The 18522-nt window shown below is 33.8% G+C and carries 16 protein-coding genes; 9 read left to right on the top strand and 7 right to left on the bottom strand.

What is annotated here, in order from left to right; all coding sequences use genetic code 11:
• Position 1: 1 nt before the first annotated feature.
• On the bottom strand, positions 2-3091 hold the full coding sequence (locus tag GQR94_RS15545; RefSeq protein WP_158976680.1) for a hypothetical protein: 3090 nt from the start codon (positions 3089-3091) through the stop codon (positions 2-4).
• A gap of 300 nt (positions 3092-3391) precedes the next feature.
• On the opposite strand from GQR94_RS15545, the gene GQR94_RS15540 reads away from it, so the two are divergent.
• The 3 genes from GQR94_RS15540 (at position 3392) to GQR94_RS15530 (ending at position 5925) form a co-directional block, all read left to right on the top strand.
• Positions 3392-4531 (top strand): response regulator, encoded by a 1140-nt coding sequence (locus tag GQR94_RS15540; protein WP_158976678.1) that lies wholly within the window; start codon positions 3392-3394, stop codon positions 4529-4531.
• Between the two features lie 178 nt (positions 4532-4709).
• Complete coding sequence (locus tag GQR94_RS15535; protein ID WP_158976676.1) at positions 4710-5621, top strand: DnaJ C-terminal domain-containing protein; 912 nt, start codon at positions 4710-4712, stop codon at positions 5619-5621.
• A gap of 10 nt (positions 5622-5631) precedes the next feature.
• Complete coding sequence (locus tag GQR94_RS15530) at positions 5632-5925, top strand: chaperone modulator CbpM (RefSeq protein ID WP_158976674.1); 294 nt, start codon at positions 5632-5634, stop codon at positions 5923-5925.
• 2 nt (positions 5926-5927) lie between these two features.
• On the opposite strand, the gene GQR94_RS15525 is transcribed toward GQR94_RS15530, so the two are convergent.
• From GQR94_RS15525 to GQR94_RS15510, 4 genes are read right to left on the bottom strand one after another with little or no spacing between them, the layout of a single operon-like run.
• The gene (locus GQR94_RS15525) at positions 5928-6146 is read right to left on the bottom strand and encodes a hypothetical protein (RefSeq protein ID WP_158976672.1); all 219 of its coding nucleotides are present in this window, start codon (positions 6144-6146) and stop codon (positions 5928-5930) included.
• A gap of 35 nt (positions 6147-6181) precedes the next feature.
• A complete protein-coding gene (locus GQR94_RS15520; RefSeq protein ID WP_158976670.1) occupies positions 6182-6856 on the bottom strand; it encodes an ABC transporter ATP-binding protein in 675 nt (224 codons plus the stop codon).
• Between the two features lie 8 nt (positions 6857-6864).
• Positions 6865-8127 carry an FtsX-like permease family protein gene (locus tag GQR94_RS15515; protein WP_158976668.1) on the bottom strand — a complete coding sequence of 421 codons (1263 nt, stop codon included), beginning with the start codon at positions 8125-8127 and terminating at the stop codon, positions 6865-6867.
• Complete coding sequence (locus tag GQR94_RS15510) at positions 8127-9203, bottom strand: efflux RND transporter periplasmic adaptor subunit (RefSeq protein WP_158976666.1); 1077 nt, start codon at positions 9201-9203, stop codon at positions 8127-8129. Before GQR94_RS15510 ends, GQR94_RS15515 begins: the two co-directional genes overlap by 1 nt.
• Before the next feature lie 134 nt (positions 9204-9337).
• Here GQR94_RS15510 and GQR94_RS15505 point away from each other — a divergent pair, with 134 nt between their 5' ends.
• From GQR94_RS15505 to GQR94_RS15480, 6 genes are all read left to right on the top strand, one after another.
• On the top strand, positions 9338-9877 hold the full coding sequence (locus tag GQR94_RS15505; RefSeq protein ID WP_158976664.1) for a pyridoxamine 5'-phosphate oxidase family protein: 540 nt from the start codon (positions 9338-9340) through the stop codon (positions 9875-9877).
• Between the two features lie 118 nt (positions 9878-9995).
• Positions 9996-12089 (top strand): phosphate acetyltransferase, encoded by a 2094-nt coding sequence (pta, locus tag GQR94_RS15500; RefSeq protein ID WP_158976662.1) that lies wholly within the window; start codon positions 9996-9998, stop codon positions 12087-12089.
• Between the two features lie 28 nt (positions 12090-12117).
• Positions 12118-13302, top strand: a complete 1185-nt coding sequence (locus tag GQR94_RS15495; RefSeq protein WP_158976660.1) for an acetate/propionate family kinase — start codon at positions 12118-12120, stop codon at positions 13300-13302.
• 108 nt (positions 13303-13410) lie between these two features.
• Positions 13411-15093: an AarF/ABC1/UbiB kinase family protein gene (locus GQR94_RS15490; RefSeq protein WP_158976658.1), complete on the top strand. Its 1683-nt coding sequence runs from the start codon at positions 13411-13413 to the stop codon at positions 15091-15093.
• A gap of 10 nt (positions 15094-15103) precedes the next feature.
• Positions 15104-16372 carry an MgtC/SapB family protein gene (locus GQR94_RS15485; protein WP_158976656.1) on the top strand — a complete coding sequence of 423 codons (1269 nt, stop codon included), beginning with the start codon at positions 15104-15106 and terminating at the stop codon, positions 16370-16372.
• 105 nt (positions 16373-16477) lie between these two features.
• A complete protein-coding gene (locus tag GQR94_RS15480; RefSeq protein WP_158976654.1) occupies positions 16478-17242 on the top strand; it encodes an exodeoxyribonuclease III in 765 nt (254 codons plus the stop codon).
• Here the strand turns inward: GQR94_RS15480 and GQR94_RS15475 are convergent.
• Positions 17234-17644 (bottom strand): hypothetical protein, encoded by a 411-nt coding sequence (locus GQR94_RS15475; protein ID WP_158976652.1) that lies wholly within the window; start codon positions 17642-17644, stop codon positions 17234-17236. The two genes, GQR94_RS15480 and GQR94_RS15475, sit on opposite strands and share 9 nt — an antisense overlap.
• Positions 17645-17661: 17 nt before the next feature.
• Positions 17662-18417, bottom strand: coding sequence for an RNA polymerase sigma factor (locus tag GQR94_RS15470; protein ID WP_233268349.1), 756 nt, complete (start codon positions 18415-18417; stop codon positions 17662-17664).
• Positions 18418-18522 lie beyond the last annotated feature (105 nt).

The following is an 18522-nucleotide window of genomic DNA, read 5'->3' as shown; positions in this document are numbered from 1 at the left end:
ATTACTTTGGATTTCCGATATAGCTGTTAATTTCAAATTTTATATAGTCATACCCTACTCCTTTAAAAGGCTGGGTTTGACTTGGACCATGGCTGAGTTTTCTATCAGGAAAAATTTTATCGGCAACGGCTGAATTAGGTAATCCATTTACAAAACAATTCTTTAAACTGCTGTTAATTACCTCTAGACTATCCAATCGTTCCGGTATATAATTAAAGAACTGCTTTCTTTGAATACGAACCCCTTCTGGCACAAAAGCATGATCTACCCATAGCAATTCATGGTCTTTGCTATAGTAAGATATGATTAATTGTGGAATGGTAACCTCCTGAACACCAGAATTAAAAAGAACGCCATTAAAACCTTGCGCTGTATACTCTAAATCTTGCAATGCAACCCCTTTATATAAATCTGTATTGGCAACATTCCCTGCAGATTGCAGGTTAAACTTTGTGGGTTGATCCTCAAAATTCATGGGTGTAAATTGGTCTGGATCAAATGTAGGCGGTAAGGTATCTTTTGTAGAGGACCAGGCTATACCTTCAAAGTTTATTTTAAAAGCTGTGGTTTCTTTGGGCATTAATTTATGCTTCATATGGTACTTCGCATTGTAATTGGCCAATTCTTTATTATCGTCATTATAAAGGGTTGCTTTTACCACAATATCCGCAGGAACATTATCTACATTCTGTAATTCGCCTATGATACTAAACTGCCCTTTATTTTTTACCAATTTGGCACTTAATATTTCTAATACAGGTTGCTTTAAAACATCTTCGTGATAGGTTTGTTGTGTTGATATCTTTCTTCTACCATGGTTATAAAAGGTCGTAGTATTTGCTGTAAATAATTGATCTGGAGGAACATCATTGTCAAATTTTGACGGTTTTATATACCATTTATTTTTCCTCTTAATAAGCTCATGATAATCACTACTGTATAAGTTTTCTAATGGCGTAATCCATCTAGTTTCTACTTTCGCTTTAGCACTAGTTGGTGTTTCATCAAAAATCTCTACATGCAGTGAATCCATTTTAGCATAAGAACTAAGGATACCATCGGTAACAGAAACTTCCAACATGTATTGCGCAATGGTAATATTACTATTTGGATCTAGATATTTGTGAGCCCTATTAAATTCTTTAAAATCCAAAGCATCATAGTATGCCTCTACTACATTCTGCGCGGAATGCTGTGCTACATTTTTGACATAGAATAGATAGATACCATATCCTAAGCAAATTAATACAATCAATGCCCAAATGTGAGAGATGATTAAAAGTTTGTAAGAGAACTTTGTATAGGGTAATTCTAGCTTCATAAAAGAGGGAGGCTCTATTTTTCTAGATTTTAAAAGTCGGACCCAAATAAGCTGAATATTTATTATAAATGCGATAAGTACAGTGGACAGAGGAATAATTCCCCACATAATTTTCATGATGGTAGGCACGTCCTCCTTTGGTATAATTTGCGGAATGGGTGGGACATTTAATTTTTCCCAAACCATAATACCATTTTCTAATTGCTGTAACCGCTGCCAACCACAATAATATAAAATGGGGTCATAAAATTTATCATTGGAAAATATATACTTTAAATTGTATTTCTCTGGCACCGTTAAAAACTGCTGTAAGGATCCTATACCTTCTACGCCTCTAAACTTGGAGTTTTCAATACGCTCAATAGCCCTCGTCGTTAATTCTGGTAACCTTCTTGCGGAATGGTAATTACCATCTACAGTCATCGCTTTCGTTTGCGCCGAAAGCCAAGCCATTTGATCTCCAAAACCTAAAGGCAAATACCGCCAAGAATCATGCGAATCTGCACCCAAAAAATTTACAATAGGCAATACATTAATTTTTGCAGGTTGCGATGGTCTAAAATAGCCTAAGGTCATGGTGAATAAAACCACAAATAACATTCCGCCAGCAATCAATCCGCCCAAAACTCTGTGATACACTCCACCAAATTTCTCTTGCACAAGAACCTTTAAATCGCCCTCTACCATCCTATAAGCGAATTCTGCAAAAATGGGTAATGCCATAATGGTAGCCCATAGGGTAAAACGATCTAAGGTTAGGATATTAAATGCATTTTCTCCTAGCATCATCAGCGGAATGGGTGTAGTACCACCTGTACCTAAAATAGTAAGTAAGGCAAATGATAAGCCAAAGAAAATATATCTTTTACTAAAATATCTATAGAAAAAATAAGGCAAAACAAAAAGAAATATACCCCAAGGAATTACAAAAAATACGAGACCGGATGAAGTAACTTCTAAAAAATTATCACGGGAACCATGTGGAATAGCTACCTGAGTTATAGGGTTACGTTTAGAGTTATACCAATATGGAAAAATACAGAATACGATTAGAAAAATACTGGTAATACCAAACTTTGCTATGCGCCAAAAATGCTTTAAGGTGGTGTTCCAGAAAATTTTAAATGAAAGATCTTTGTAAGAATCCACACGTTCCCGAGCGGCATCCATAACAGCCATACCAATTAATGGTGCTATAAAAAATACCATTCCAAATATTGGAGTGACGTGATGAGAAGTCACTGTAACGGCAAGCATAGAAACACTTGTTAGAAAATACCTGGTTTTACCTGTTCTTATCCACAAGTATATTTCGGGCATGGAATGCAATAGTATAGAAAGCGCCGTAATACTAGGTAATTGCCCAAAAATATGAAGGGTTTCTACGAAGGTAGATGAAAAAACAGCTAAAATAGAACCATAACCCGCGATTCTTCTACTGCCGGTCATGAGCAGCGTATACCTATAAACCCCAGTAATAAATAATACGATAGCTAATAACGCTACCGTATACATTCCAAACTTTAAGCCGCCAATATAAGAGAGAATACCAATTACCTGGTGCACCAAAGGCGGATAAGATTGTACTGTAAAACCAGTGTACCACCTATATTCCCAAGGATCAAACCATGAATTAGCATAGTGATCGGCAAAAAATAAGTGTATTAGGGCATCATAAGTAGATTCTAAAGTAAAAAAAATGGCTGAACCATGAAAAGCAAGTCCTACAATTAAAGCTAATATTAAAAGGGTATTGGTTTTTTTCTTCATTTAGAAAGTCATAGTAAGAAAATACAACAAAATCAAAGATATAAAATAATAAATTTATTAGGGGGATATAACAATAAACTTAAAATCACGTTATATTATAGTTGTTTACTCTTTTAATTGTAAGAATTTACATATAATTATAAAATTTAAATCGAAACTAATGATGCAATCGTCACCTGCTATATACAATTCGTCTACAGCTATTGGCCATTGAACAACTACGGAAGATATTCAAATGACTCACAAACTATTTTTGTAACAAATCATAACAAAAAAACCAAATTATAATACCCCACACCCATGAAAATCTTAGCCATTGATGACCAGCAATTAATTCTTATGTCTTTGCAAAAAAGACTAATTGAGTTGGGATACGACGTAAAAATTGCAGATTCTGGAGAAAAAGGAATCGAAATATTTAAAGATTTTAACCCTAATTTAGTTATTGTTGATATTAACATGCCAGGATTATCTGGACTGGAAGTTGTAAAACACATTCGATTAGAGGAGAAGTCCAAAACACCTATCATGGTGATGTCTGGCAATACTGATGAACAAATAATTGTTGACGGTTTTGATTTAGGCATCGATGATTACATGAAAAAGCCCGTGAGTTTAAGTGAAGTAGCGGCACGTGTAAAACGTATTATAGGCAATCCAGAAAATACCGTCACTACAAAAACTAAAAGTGAAGGTCAAATGTTGCAACAATACTGCGTTGGAGTGGTGATACCTTGCTATAACGAAGAAGAAAGGTTATCTGGAGAGGCATTTAGAAATTTTGTACACAATAATCTTGGCTACCATTTATGTTTTGTTAATGATGGGAGTACAGACAGTACCTTAGAAGTACTAGAAGAATTACGCAAAGGGAATGAAAATAAAATAAGTGTTTATAATTGTGAGAAGAATGGTGGTAAAGCTGAGGCAGTACGCCAAGGAATGTTACATTTAGCCAAAGATCCACAATTAGATTACATTGGATATTTAGATGCTGATTTATCTACAGATTTTAGAGATTTTGATGACTTGGTTAAAACCATGGAAACATCAGATTTTAAAATTGTTAGTGGCTCTCGTATGAGCAGAATGGGTGCTAATATTACCAAAGAATCTGCACGAAAAATAATTAGTATGACTATTAATTTAATCATCAGATCTATATTAAAAATGCCCTTTAATGATACCCAATGTGGCGCCAAAATAATGGACAAAGAATTGGTGGAATTAGTCTTTCAGAAAAAATTTATTACCCGTTGGTTGTTTGATGTAGAGATTTTTATGCGCATGCGTAAACATTACGGAAAAGACAAGGTACAAACTATGATTTGTGAGCAACCATTAAAAAGATGGATTCACGCCGATGGTTCAAAACTATCTATGAAAGACTCTATACAAATTGTGGGGCAACTGGCTAAAATTGCGATACACTATAAATAAAAATAAAATTTAAAATCGATATTTAAAATCCAATGCACTGTCATTGGATTTTTTTTGTCTTGAAACTTATTTTTAGAACACAGATGACATATATCATTTTTTAATGACCAGTTCTCTTCGTAACTTTATAGTTAGTTTTTTAAACGTAAAACTAAATTAATACGGGATAATAGCGCATATGGAATTCATAGATTATTATAAGGTTTTAGGCATTACTAAAAATGCATCTGCTAGCGACATCAAAAAAGCATATCGCAAAATGGCACGGAAACATCATCCAGATTTAAATCCGGATAATGCAGAAGCTGAGAAAAATTTTAAAAAAATTAATGAGGCTAATGAAGTGCTTAGTGATGTAGAGAAGCGCAAAAAGTATGACCAATACGGAAAAGATTGGCAACATGCTGATGAATTTGAAAGACAAAAACAAAGTCAAAATCAGCGTAGCAGACAAAACTATGGTGGTTCTGGAGGTTTCTCTGGCGGACAATCTAATGAAGATTTCTCAGATTTCTTTGAAAGTATGTTTGGTGGGGGGCAACAAGGTAATTTTAGATCCTCAAGACAAAACACCAAGTTTAGAGGGCAGGATTATAATGCAGAAATAACTTTAAACCTAACAGAAACTCTTACCACACATAAACAGACTTTAGCGGTAAACAATAAAAACATACGGATTACAATTCCTGCCGGGATAGAAGACCAACAAACCATAAAAATTACGGGCCATGGCGGACCTGGGGTTAATAATGGTCCTGCTGGAAATTTATTCATAAAGTTCACTGTAAAAAACAATACGGAGTTTAAACGTGAAGGAGCTAATCTTTACAAAACAATAGAACTGCCTTTGACTAAAGCTATTCTAGGAGATGAGATCACCATAGATACCTTATCGGGAAAAGTGAAATTAAAAGTAAAACCAGAAACACAAAACGGCACCAAAATAAAATTATCTGGAAAGGGTCTCCCTAAATACAAAAAAGAAGATCAATTTGGAGATCTTTATATTACCTATCAAATTAAAATACCTACTAATTTAACAAAAGAACAAAAAGAATTATTTGAATCATTAGCAGCCACAAACCTATAATCGGAAACACATGGAAACACAATTAATACAACTTAATGATTTTTGTAGTGGTCACGAAATAGAAGTAGCATTCGTTACTGAATTATATGACTATGACATCATCGAATTAAAAATCGTAAATGACAGTCCTTTTATTTCTTTGGAAGAGTTGCCCAAGGTAGAAAAAATGTTACGCCTACATCAAGACCTCAACATTAATATTGAAGGTCTTGATGCCGTACACCAACTACTAGAACGCACTATAGCGATGCAAAGCGAAATACGTTTGTTACGACAAAAACTTCACCGTTTTGACGAATTTTAGCCTTACTTTTTAGATTTAATATGATTTTCAATATGATGTTTTAATAAACTTTTTAGATCTGTTAAATAATCTTCAAGTGTATTGTTATCTAGATTTGGATGAACTTCTGTAGGTAAGGTTATAGGGTTTTCATCTAAGAATTGATATAGTTCTGGGTAATCTGTTTCTATCTTTTTAATCAAAACAGAAATCTCCGTTAATACATTATGTGCTTTTTTCATTTCATCAAATATTTAAATTATAATTTTGTGTTTCCCTAAGGTATAATCTTACCATCTTCCATTTGGATAATGCGATCAGTTTTTTTTGCAAAATCTTCATCATGGGTTACAATTAATAAGGACAGTCCTTCTTCTTCTTTCAATTGCTTGAAAATATTGAACACATTATCTGCATTATGACTATCTAAATTTCCTGTAGGCTCATCTCCCATTAAAATTACAGGATTATTAATTAAAGCTCGAGCAATAGCTACTCGTTGTTTTTCCCCTCCAGAAATTCTAGAAGCACGTTGTAAAGCTAGCTTATCTATGGCTAACATTTTTAATTTTTCCATCGCTAAATACTCAATTTCTTGATGCGATTTTTCGCCTAGTTTCTTTGCGGGTAACATCACATTTTCTAAAACAGAAAACTCCGAAAGTAAATAGTGAAACTGAAAGACGAAACCTACATATTTATTTCTGATTCTAGAAAGCTCTTGATGCTGTTTACCGGTCACCAATTCATTGTTCAAATACAATTCTCCCGTATAGTCTGTATCCATAGTAGATAAGATATACAGTAAGGTAGATTTGCCGGAACCAGATTTCCCCATGATAGAAACAAACTCCCCTTTTTCAATTCTGAATGAGATGTCTTTTAAAACATGAAAATCTTTGGGCTTTAAAAAATGCTTATTTATGTTTTTTGATTCTAGAACTAAATCCATATGCGCTATTATGTACCTCTGATTATTTTTACTGGATCAATTTTACGGGCTTTATTCGCAGGCAAATATCCCGCAATAAAAGTGGATACTAATGCAAATACGATTCCGATAATGTAATAACTAACACTAAAATCTACCGGATAGGTGTCAATCGTCGGTAAAGCCTCTGTTTCAAAAGGGGCATGATCAATAAGTACTGAGAACCCAAAACCTACTAATAGTCCAAGTACCCCACCAACGAAACCTATAATCATTGCCTGACTCATAAAAATAGACCACACATCTTTCCCTGAAAACCCTATTGCTTTTAATATGGCTATATCTTTCATTTTCTCATAAATCAGCATATTCAGAATATTATAAATCCCAAATCCCGCTACAATTAATAAGGTAATGGATACCGCATAGGTAATAAGATTTCTAATATTAGTACCTGTTTCAAATTGTGCATTGGCTTCATTAATGCTTGTTGCCGTAATAGAGAATAAACTGGCTAGTTTTTTTGAGTATTCTGGTGCATCATTAATTTCATTAAGTTTTACATTAATGTCTGTAATGTAATTTTGAGTTTCTCCTAAAATTCGCTGTACCGTTTTTAAATTTACAAAACTTTGGCTGTTATCTACATCTGCTATACCACTTTGGTATATTCCTACTATTTTAAGCGGAAAAAGGTCGCCCTTAATGGTACTCACCTGTACCCTATCTCCTATTTTCAAAGACATTTTTTTAGCTAAGCCTGCTCCTAATAAAATACCGCTGTCACTGTTTTTTAAATCTTCAGGAGTGCCCTGTGCTATATAATCTCTAATATTTGAAAGCTTAACTTCCTGCATAATATCTACGCCTATTAAATTACCTCCTAATTCAATAGCACCAGAAATATAAAAAATCTGAGCTCTTGCTTGTGGCGTAGCCCCTTTTACCTTTTTATCCTCTTTTAAGTACTGTAAAATAGGCAACGCATTATGTATTTTTTTCTGATTTTGCTTGGGCTTTACAGAATGTATAAATTGAAAAGATTGCTGTATTTCATCAAAGCGTGCTACGGGCTGTTTCTCTGTAGGTTTAACCTCATTGTACAAATGAACATGAGGGGTCTGATTTAAAATCAAATCATCAAGCATCGTATTTAAACCGGTCATAAAACTAACCAAAGTAATATAAGCTCCAATCCCAAAAGTTACACCAAGTGCTGCGGTTAACGTAGACTTTAACTTCGTAAGCAAATGAGTTTTTGCGATATTAAGGATTACAGGCCAATTCGTCATTATTCTGGTTTTATAATTTCAGTAGCTGCAGTAATCCCTTTTATAACTTCTACCTCATTTAAATTCTGTAATCCTATAACAACAGGCACCAAACCATCTTCCGTTAAAACCGAATTCCCATTCACTACATACTCTTTAGGAATGATTAACGCATCATTTTTTTCAGAAATCACAATATTACCTTCTCCTGAAAGCCCTGGGTATAGCTTAGCTGGCATGTTTATAAACAAAGCTTCTACTTTAAAAGTCTGTGTACGCGAATCTTTCTGTGGGTATATTTTAGAAACTAAAGCCTCAAATACTGTGGATGAATACGCATCTAAGCTGATTAAAGCTTTCTGGCCTTTTTCAATTTTCACAATATCTACTTCATCCACCAACAATTCTATAATAAAATCCGTGGCACTACCTACGGATGCTAATGGTTCCATCGTGGTCACATTTTCACCTGCATTTTTATACAACGCATACACCTTTCCATTAATTTTACTAGTAATGGTGTAATCATCGGTATTAATTTTAGACGTTGTATACGTGTTTTGTGCGAGCTTAGCTTGTGTCTGTAATTCCTTTTTAGTCCGATTAAACTTATTCAACAAGACCTTTAGTTGGTTTACAGAACGCTGATAGGTTAGCTTTTTAGTATCATATTCAATTTTAGAACCAATATTTTGATTCCATAAGTTTTCTTGCCGTTTAAAATTTATAGAATCATTTCTTAAGGTTAATTCTGCTGTTTTAATATCATCATTTAGCTCTTTTAAAACAGTTGAATTCCCTTGGTAATTACTTGTAGAGAGCTGCAATGATAGTAAGGCATTTTCTGCCGTTAATTCACTTGAGGAGTTTGTGATATGCATTAGAGGAGTATCTTTTGAAACTAAGGCACCTTCTTCTATTAAATTACGCTCAAGAATACCATTAACCACAGCGTGCGCTTCATACAAACTATCTGGTTCAATAGTCACAGAAGCATATACAGACTCCGTTAATTTTTTAACTACAGGAAGTGTTTTCTCTTGTTTACTTCCACATGAAACTAAAAATAAGATAAAAACTAGAGATACTATTTTCATTTGAAAGAAATCATCGTTACACTACAAAATAAACATAAGTAATATTCTTTACCTATGAGATTAATCATGTAAACGTATTTTTTGTTACTAAAGGATCTTTTTTCACCATAGCATCTAAAATAAATGAATGACTAATGTCATATTTTAAGACCTCCAAGCATATTATTTTTGTTGAAGCAATCAGTAGACTCTTAAAAACAACATCAATTACATCCAATAAAATGACCGATTTAAGCAAAAGCCAGAGCATAAGCATCCTCATTCAAAATTATTTTGGTAACCTAGGCGTTATCTCTCAGAACATCCCGTACGTGATACCAATTACGTATTATTTTGATAAAGAAGAGGGTTCAATAATAAGCTATACTGCTGATGGTCTAAAGCTAAAAGCCATGCGCAAGAACAAGCATGTTTCCTTAGCAGTACAAGAAATAACATCGGTAAATAATTGGCAATCTGTTTTAGTCCATGGTACTTTCGAAGAACTTACCGGTATTGATGCTAAGCAAAAACTACATGAGTTTAGTGAGGGGGTAAAAAAGTTGATTTTTGAGAAGGAAAATAAAGAAGCCGAGTTTATAAGCGAGTTTTCTAACAAATCTTATTCCAAAGGCATACCTACCGTATTCCGCATAAATATCACAGAAATTACGGGAAAAAGAAAGGAAATGTAATCCCGATCTGCCGTTATAAAAATTCAATAATTAATTCAACTTAAAGAGATTATTGTCTTTATCTTGTGCTTAGATAAAGAATCTCTTAACTTTGAGACTACGATAATATTTCCATTTCATGAGTAAAGCCATTTATATTGCAACCACTGAACCTAATAGTGGTAAATCAATTGTTTCATTAGGTCTAATGCATATTTTATTAGGAAAAACAGCAAAAGTAGGTTACTTCCGACCTATTGTTGACGATTTTAAAAATGGGGTCGTAGACAATCATATTAAAACCGTATTATCTCATTTTGAAGTGGATATTAAACCTGAAGATGCTTATGCCTTTACGCGTAGTGAAGTACTTCAGCTAAAAAATCAAGATAAAGACGATGAAATAATTAGCCACATCATTCATAAATTTAAAGCAATTGAAGATCGTTTTGATTTTGTTCTGGTAGAAGGAACCGATTTTTCTGGAGAGGGTGCTATTATTGAATGGGATATAAATGTACTCGTAGCTAAAAATTTAGGGATTCCTGCTGTTATTATTACAAGCGGTGCTGGTAAAACATTAGAAGAATTAGTAGGCAACTTATATATGGCTTTTGATTCTTTTAGAGAAAAAGGAGTAGAAGTGTTATTAACTGTAGCGAATAAAGTACAACCAGAAAATTTAGAATTGGTGGTTGCTGCTTTAAAGAAAAAATTACCAGAAAAAGTTCTTATTGGCGCTATCCCGGAAAATCCTACCTTAGGAAACCCCACAGTTAAAGAGATTGCCAATGAATTGGATGCCAAAATATTGTTTGGAGAAGATTATTTAAACAACCAAGCAAATGGTTTTAGTGTGGGCGCCATGCAGCTTCGTAATTATTTAACCCATTTAAAAAAAGACAGTCTTGTAATTACTCCAGGAGATCGAGCAGATATTATCCTTGGAGCCTTACAAGCTAATATCTCTACAAATTACCCTAACTTATCTGGTATAGTACTTACCGGTGGCTTAATTCCTGAAGATTCTATTATAAAATTAATAGAGGGATTATCTGATATTATTCCGATCATTTCTGTCAACCAAGGGACCTTTGCAGTGACCAATAAAATTGGCGCAATAAAGCCAAAAATATATGCGGATAATACAGAAAAAATAACCACTTCAATTCAAGAATTTGAAAAGCACGTTCCGGTAAATAATCTTGCAGAACGACTTATTACCTTTAAGGCCGAAGGCATTACTCCTAGAATGTTTCAATACAACTTACTAAAAAGAGCTAAATCTGCTAAAAAACATATTGTATTACCCGAAGGTACAGACGAGCGAATTCTAATAGCAGCTAAGAAATTACTGGAAGTAGAAGCTGTAACGTTGACACTTTTAGGTGATAAAGCCCAGATTGCGGCTAAAATGGAAGAGCTAGCACTTGTTTTTGACCCTAATGAGATAAACATCATTGATCCAAAAACATCCCCTAACTTTTTAGATTACGCGACAACTTTATATGAATTGCGCAAACATAAAAATGTAAACCTAGCTATGGCACAAGATCTTATGGAAGATGTGTCTTATTTTGGGACGATGATGGTATATAAAGGCCATGCAGACGGTATGGTTTCAGGTGCAGTACACACAACCCAACACACCATATTACCCGCATTACAGTTTATCAAAACAAAACCTGGCGTTTCTTTAGTTTCTTCAGTATTTTTTATGTGTTTGCCTAACCGGGTAACCATTTTTGGCGATTGCGCCATTAACCCTAACCCTACTGCGGAACAATTATCTGAAATAGCCATTTCTTCTGCAGCTACTAGCGCCGCCTTTGGAATAGAACCTAAAGTAGCCATGTTATCGTATTCTTCTGGAGCCTCTGGTACAGGAGAAGATGTGGATAGAGTGAGAAAGGCTACCGCATTAATTAGAACCAAACGACCCAATCTAAAAGTAGAAGGACCTATTCAATATGATGCTGCGGTAGATATTAAAGTAGGAAAAAGTAAACTTCCAGATTCTGAAGTAGCGGGGCAAGCAAGTGTATTCATTTTTCCTGATTTAAATACAGGAAACAACACCTATAAAGCCGTACAAAGGGAAACGGGCGCCTTAGCGATTGGTCCAATGTTACAAGGTTTAAATAAACCCGTAAACGATTTAAGTCGTGGCTGTACTGTTGAAGATATATTTAATACAGTAATCATAACGGCTATTCAGGCAGAAGGACTATAATTAACACCAAACATAAAACCAGTTTTACGTGAATATTCTTATTATAAATTGCGGCAGTTCGTCTATAAAATATCAATTGATAAGCATGCCTTCTGAAGGCGTAGTTTGTGAAGGTCTCATAGAAAGAATTGGGAGTGAAAGTGCCCTGCTAAAATACCGTACAGATACTGATCTATTAGAAGAAACGTTGCCCATATTAAGTCATAAAATGGGGCTGCTTAAAATAGCACGTGTATTATTAGACCCGTTACTAGGCGTAATAACCAACGCAGATGAAATTACAATCGTTGGGCATCGCGTAGTACACGGCGGAAAAACATTTTCTGATACTTCACTGATTGATGCTTCTGTAAAAGAAAAAATTAAGAACTTATTTTCATTAGCTCCTTTACACAATCCGCATAACTTAGAAGGTATAGAATTAGCAGAAGAAATTTTCCCACATGCAAAACAAGTAGCTGTTTTTGATACTGCTTTTCATCATTCTATCCCAGATGTGGCAAAAAAATATGCTTTACCAAAAGAATTCTTTGAAAACAGAGTTCAGGTATATGGTTTTCATGGTACCAGTCATAAATATGTTTCGGAAAAAGCTATTGAATACTTACAATTAAAATCTTCTAAAATTATTTCTATTCACTTAGGAAACGGTTGTAGTATGACCGCAATTAAGGACGGAAAAAGTATTGACCACAGTATGGGATTTGCGCCCTCAAACGGGTTAATAATGGGGTCTAGAAGTGGCGATATTGATCATGCCGTAATTTTCTATTTAGTAGAAACTCTTGGCTATACCTTGGAGGAAGTGAATACCCTGTTAATTAAAAAAAGTGGGATGCTAGGACTTACTGGTTTTAGTGATTTAAGAGACATACAGACAGAAGCTGCAAATGGCAATCAAGATTGCATTTTAGCTTTACAAATGAATGCGTATCGCATTAAAAAATACATTGGAGCTTATGCTGCTATTCTCAACGGTATAGATGCAATTATTTTCACTGCTGGTATTGGAGAAAATTCTGCATTGATTCGTGAAATGGTTTGTACGGATTTAGAGTATATGGGAATTACTCTTGATGTTGAGAAAAATAATACCCGATCAAAAACACTACTAGAAATCAATAAAAAAGAGGCGAAAGTTAAAGTATTAATGATACCCACCAATGAGGAATTGGAGATTGCGAAGCAGGCTTATCGTTTAATACACCTATAAACGATCTCATCTAATGGCCTTCTTTCGAGTGATAATTATCATTTGATACCAACACGGATTGCCCTATTTTTGTTTTACGTTACAGCATAAAATGTAACGTAAAACGCTATGCCGTCATTAAAATTACCTAAAACACATGATTTAAAAAGGTACGGTACACTGTTTAGTGTACTTTCTAAATATGGTTTTGAAGATGTATTGGCATCAACCTCAATTAAAAACCTAATCCCTAACACCTACCTAAAGAAACACCCTGACACTCATAAATTGCTTTCATACTCTACGTACGAACGTATCAGAATGGTATTGGAAGAATTAGGTCCAAGCTACGTGAAGATGGGACAGGTAATTAGCAATCGACAAGATATGCTACCTCCTGAACTTTTAAAAGAACTTGAAAAATTACAAGACAATGTAAAACCATTGGATAATTTTGATGTAGCAAAAAAAATTACAGAAGAATTAGCACTTGATACCAATGAGTGTTTTTCTTATATTTCTCCTGAACCACTGGCTGCAGCTTCTTTAGCTCAAGTGCACAAAGCACAATTGCTAACGGGAGAATGGGTTATTTTCAAAATTCAAAGACCAAATATAAAAGATACGATTGCTTCAGACATTTCAATTATGAAAGACGTAGCAAAAGCATTAGAAAAATACAGCACACAAGCACAACAATTACAACCAATACAGTTAATTAATTCTTTCGAAAAAAGTATTAATGAAGAGCTTAGTTACACTCAGGAACTAAACAATATGCTTCGTTTTGCTAAAAATTTTGAAAACAATCAAATTATTTATGTTCCAAAAGCATATCCAGAATTCAGTAATGATAGGGTTCTTTGCATGGAATTTATTGATGGTATTAAAGTCTCTGAAGTAGAAAAACTAAAAGAAAATAATATTGATACTAAAGCAGTAGCAACTTTAGGAGTCGATTTGTATTTAGAACAAATTTTAGATTTTGGCTTCTTCCATGCAGATCCTCATCCTGGCAATATATTTGTCCTTCCAGCATTAGAACGGATTTGTTTTATTGATTATGGGATGATGGGCAGTATTATGCCAAAAGATAAAGAAGCCTTAGAAGATCTATTGCTTGCGTTCTTTAAAAAAGATGTAAAAAAGATTATAATCGTATTAAAAAAAATTGCCATACGAACAGATATTCCAGAGGAGAAAACCTTGGAGTATGACTTAAATGAGCTTTTAGAAGGTATTAGTAATATTGCCATTCAAAATATAAAATTAGGGACCACTCTAAATCAATTCAAAAATATTTTATACGCCAATAAAATTGCTATTCCGCATTATTTATACATGCTAATTCGTGCCTTAGTGATTATTGAAGGGGTAGGTTTAAAACTGAATCCAGATTTTAATATTACCGAGAATTTAGAGCCTTACATGTCTACCATTATCCGCAAGCGTTTAAGCTTTAAACGCTTTGTAAAAAAGAGTATTTCTAGAGTTCAAGACTATACCAACTTAATGGATAACCTTCCGGAAGACATAAATGATATCATAGGTAAAATAAAAAATGGAAAACTAGTCATTGTTCATGAACACAAAGGATTAAATGAACTTAAAGACACGCTTAAAACGGCTATAAACCGGATGGTATACGCTATAATTATTGCAGCGTTATCTATTGGTTCTTCTATTTTAGTGATTGCAGATATGCCCCCAAAATTTAACGGCATCCCTATTTTAGGAGCTCTTGGTTTTTTAATTTCTGCTATTTTAGGCTTGACCATCATTTATTCTATTTTTAAAAACCGCAATTTATAGCTCTTATCCTATGGAAACCACTACCTATTTAAATGAAATCATGGGCAGCTATATGCTTGGTATTGTTATCAGTATTGGAATGGGACTAATTATTGGTTTGGAACGGGAGTACGATAAATTAAAAAAAGAAGCAGGTTTTGCTGGTATCCGTACCTTTCCTATTGTTACCATACTAGGCTTTGTCATTGGAAGTTTGAGTGATTCATTTACCGTATGGTTTCCTATTGCCACCTTAGTCGCATTTATTCTATTTTTAGGTTTTAGCCAGTTTTCAAAATCAAACAGCACCTATTCTAACGATTTAACGACAGATCTTGCTTTAATAACCACTTTCGTTTTAGGCCTTATGGTTTCAAGAGAATTGTATAGAGAAGCCGTTGCGACAGCTGTTATTATCACAACCCTATTGTCCCTTAAAACAAGATTTAATAGTGTAGTAAGCAATATCACTGCAGAAGAATTGTCTGCTTTTATAAAATTTACGATCATAGCGTTGTTAATCCTTCCCTTTTTACCCAACAGAGACTTAGGTCCAAACAGTTTACTAAACCCATTTGAAATTGGGTCTGTTATCGTAATTGTTTCCTTTCTAAATTTTATCGGTTATTTTCTTGTAAAATTTGTAGGTTCAAAAAAAGGAATCCTCTTAACCGCATTGCTAGGCGGACTCATATCCAGTACAGCTGTGGCATGGAGTTATGCGGCAAAAAGCAAAGAATTCCCTGAATTATCAAGAAAATATAGTGCGGGTATTATTTTAGCTTCAGCAATCATGTTTCCTAGATTAGCATTATTAATTTTCATATTTAACAGTGCATTGATACCCTCAATTGCCATACCTTTTGCTGTATTAACTTTCATTTGTCTTGGTACTGCATTACTATTAGTCAATAACCAAACAAATACACCCGATTCAAATATAAAGTTAGGGAACCCTCTAAATTTATTGAATGCTATTGGTTTCGGAGTTATTTATATCGTAATACGATTTGCTGTTTTTTATGGAAAATCATTTTTTGGTGATGATGGCTTGTATTATACCGCATTAATTGCAGGGTTAGCAGATACAGATGCTATCACCATTAGTATGGCTAAACTGTCGCAAACTTCTGGCAATTATAGTACGGCAACATCCGTAATTATCACAGCTATTTTAAGCAACACCGTGGTTAAACTCGGCATAAGCTTAATCAATGGATCTTCCGAAACTCGTAAACTCATAAGCATATGCTTCGGAGGAATTATAATTCTTGGGGTGCTATATGTTTTATTTGGGTAAGGTTCTAGGAATCTATTCTCAATTTATTCTTTAATTTTCAGGCTGATTTTAGTAACTTCATCGTCCGTTTATATACATTGAATTTATTCACATTAAAATATAAGTATGCATATTGTTTCTTGGAATGTTAATGGCATTCGTGCTGTCGTAAAGAAAGATTTTTTTGAAGCCGTAAAAACAATGGCTCCTGATATTTTATGTTTACAAGAAACAAAAGCACAAGATACGGAGGTAGCAAAGGCACTAGAACCCTTATCACATTTTAGCCTTAGTGCTAATTCTGCGGAAAAAAAAGGATACTCAGGTACTGCAACCTTAAGTAAACAGCCTCCTATAAGTGCAACGCCAGATATGGGGGTTGAAGCACACGACTTTGAGGGGAGAGTTCTATGTACTGAATATGATACTTTTTACCTTGTAAATGTATACGTTCCTAATTCCGGACAAAAATTAGACCGCTTAGAATACCGCCAGCAATGGGATAAAGATTTTTTAGCCTATCTAAAAAATTTAGAAAAGAAAAAGCCTGTCATTGCATGTGGTGATTTCAATGTGGCACACCATGCTATAGATTTAAAAAACGACAAAGCCAACTACAACAAAACCGCTGGATATACCCAAATAGAAATTGATGGGATGGATAACTTTATAGCGAACGATTTTACAGACACTTTTAGAGTTTTACATCCCGATGAAGTGGCCTATACTTTTTGGAGTTACCGTTTTAAATCTAGAGAACGCAATACAGGCTGGCGAATAGATTATTTTTTAGCAAGCAAGGCTATTGCAGATAAAATTGAAACGTTTACTGTGTATTCAGATATTATGGGTTCTGATCATTGCCCTATAGGAATTACACTCTCAATTTAGTTCTTTACGTTGCTTTACAAAATCGAAAATTGTCATCTTTAACTCTTTAAAATCTTGTGCTAATAAAGACATGTTTTCCCCTAACTTTTTATGTTCGTCTCTATAACTAGCATCATTTAATCCCGCAGCTAATTCCTTTAACTCAGAAAGGTTTTTTTCATGTGCAACAATATCTTTTTTAAGAAATTTAAAAAGTTGATCGTATATGGTATCTAAAGTTTGCAGCATTTGTTGATACCGAGATTCATTTGTTTTTGCCTTTTCTAAAAGATTTTTAAAAAACTGTGTTTCATAACTCCAAAAAGCAATAGTTTCTAAAAATTCTTTACTTTCTTGATGCAACACATCTAAACTTGCTCCTAGAAGCAGTGCAGTTTTAGGGTTTCCAGGTATTGTTTTCATAGTCTTACCGTTTAAAATTAATTCATATATCTGTTTAAAAAACTAGATTTCATTTTTGATTTTGCTTCTTTTAAGAAATGCTCAACTTCATGAACACTTAAATTTAAAATATTGGAAATTTCGTGGGTATTAAACTTATACGTACTAAATAATTCAAAAACATTACGCATAGGTTTTGGCAGGCCTAACAAAACTAAATCTGCATGTCTCTTAATACGTTCTGCCCCCAATTCTTTATCCAAATTAGCAATAATCTCTTTATCTTTATCTTCTACGAAAACAGCATTTAATAAATAATCATTATTCAAATATTGATTATTATCAAACTCTTCAAGCAACACAAAATCGCCATCGCCATCTGTGCTATATTTTTCTTCCATTTCATTCCATTCTGGTTTCGAAAAATTATCGACATTTTCAAAAAAATAAGTGTCAAATTCTTCATCAACCAGCAAATCTTCCACTAATTCATCTGCTTTTTTAAATAACCACGTATGAAAATCAGAAGCAGCTTCAACGGCGTCGATATGATCATAAACTTCAATGAATAGCTGATCTATAATATCATCCGCTTTAAACCTGTTTTTATCTAATTCCCCATTTTTTGATGCTACGTTCAATTTATGCTGTACATATTGTTTTACCTGTGGTAAAACTTTTAAGAGTAAATCATTGAAAGCTTTTGTCTTTCCTTCTTTTTTAAGTTGCACTAAACTTACATAGCTGGTAGATACAAATACATTAAATTCATTTGTTTGCTCTGAGTATTTCATAATATTTTTCTTAGTATTTGTGTATTGAATGATAATCACATTCAAAGTTGTTAAATAGTATAGAATCATACTATGACATTCGTCAGGTTTAAAAAAATAAAACTT

The sequence above is a fragment of the Cellulophaga sp. L1A9 genome (assembly GCF_009797025.1).
Taxonomy (GTDB): domain Bacteria; phylum Bacteroidota; class Bacteroidia; order Flavobacteriales; family Flavobacteriaceae; genus Cellulophaga.
The sequence above is the reverse complement of the archived record's forward strand: the minus strand, read 5'-3'. Positions and strand labels throughout refer to the sequence as shown.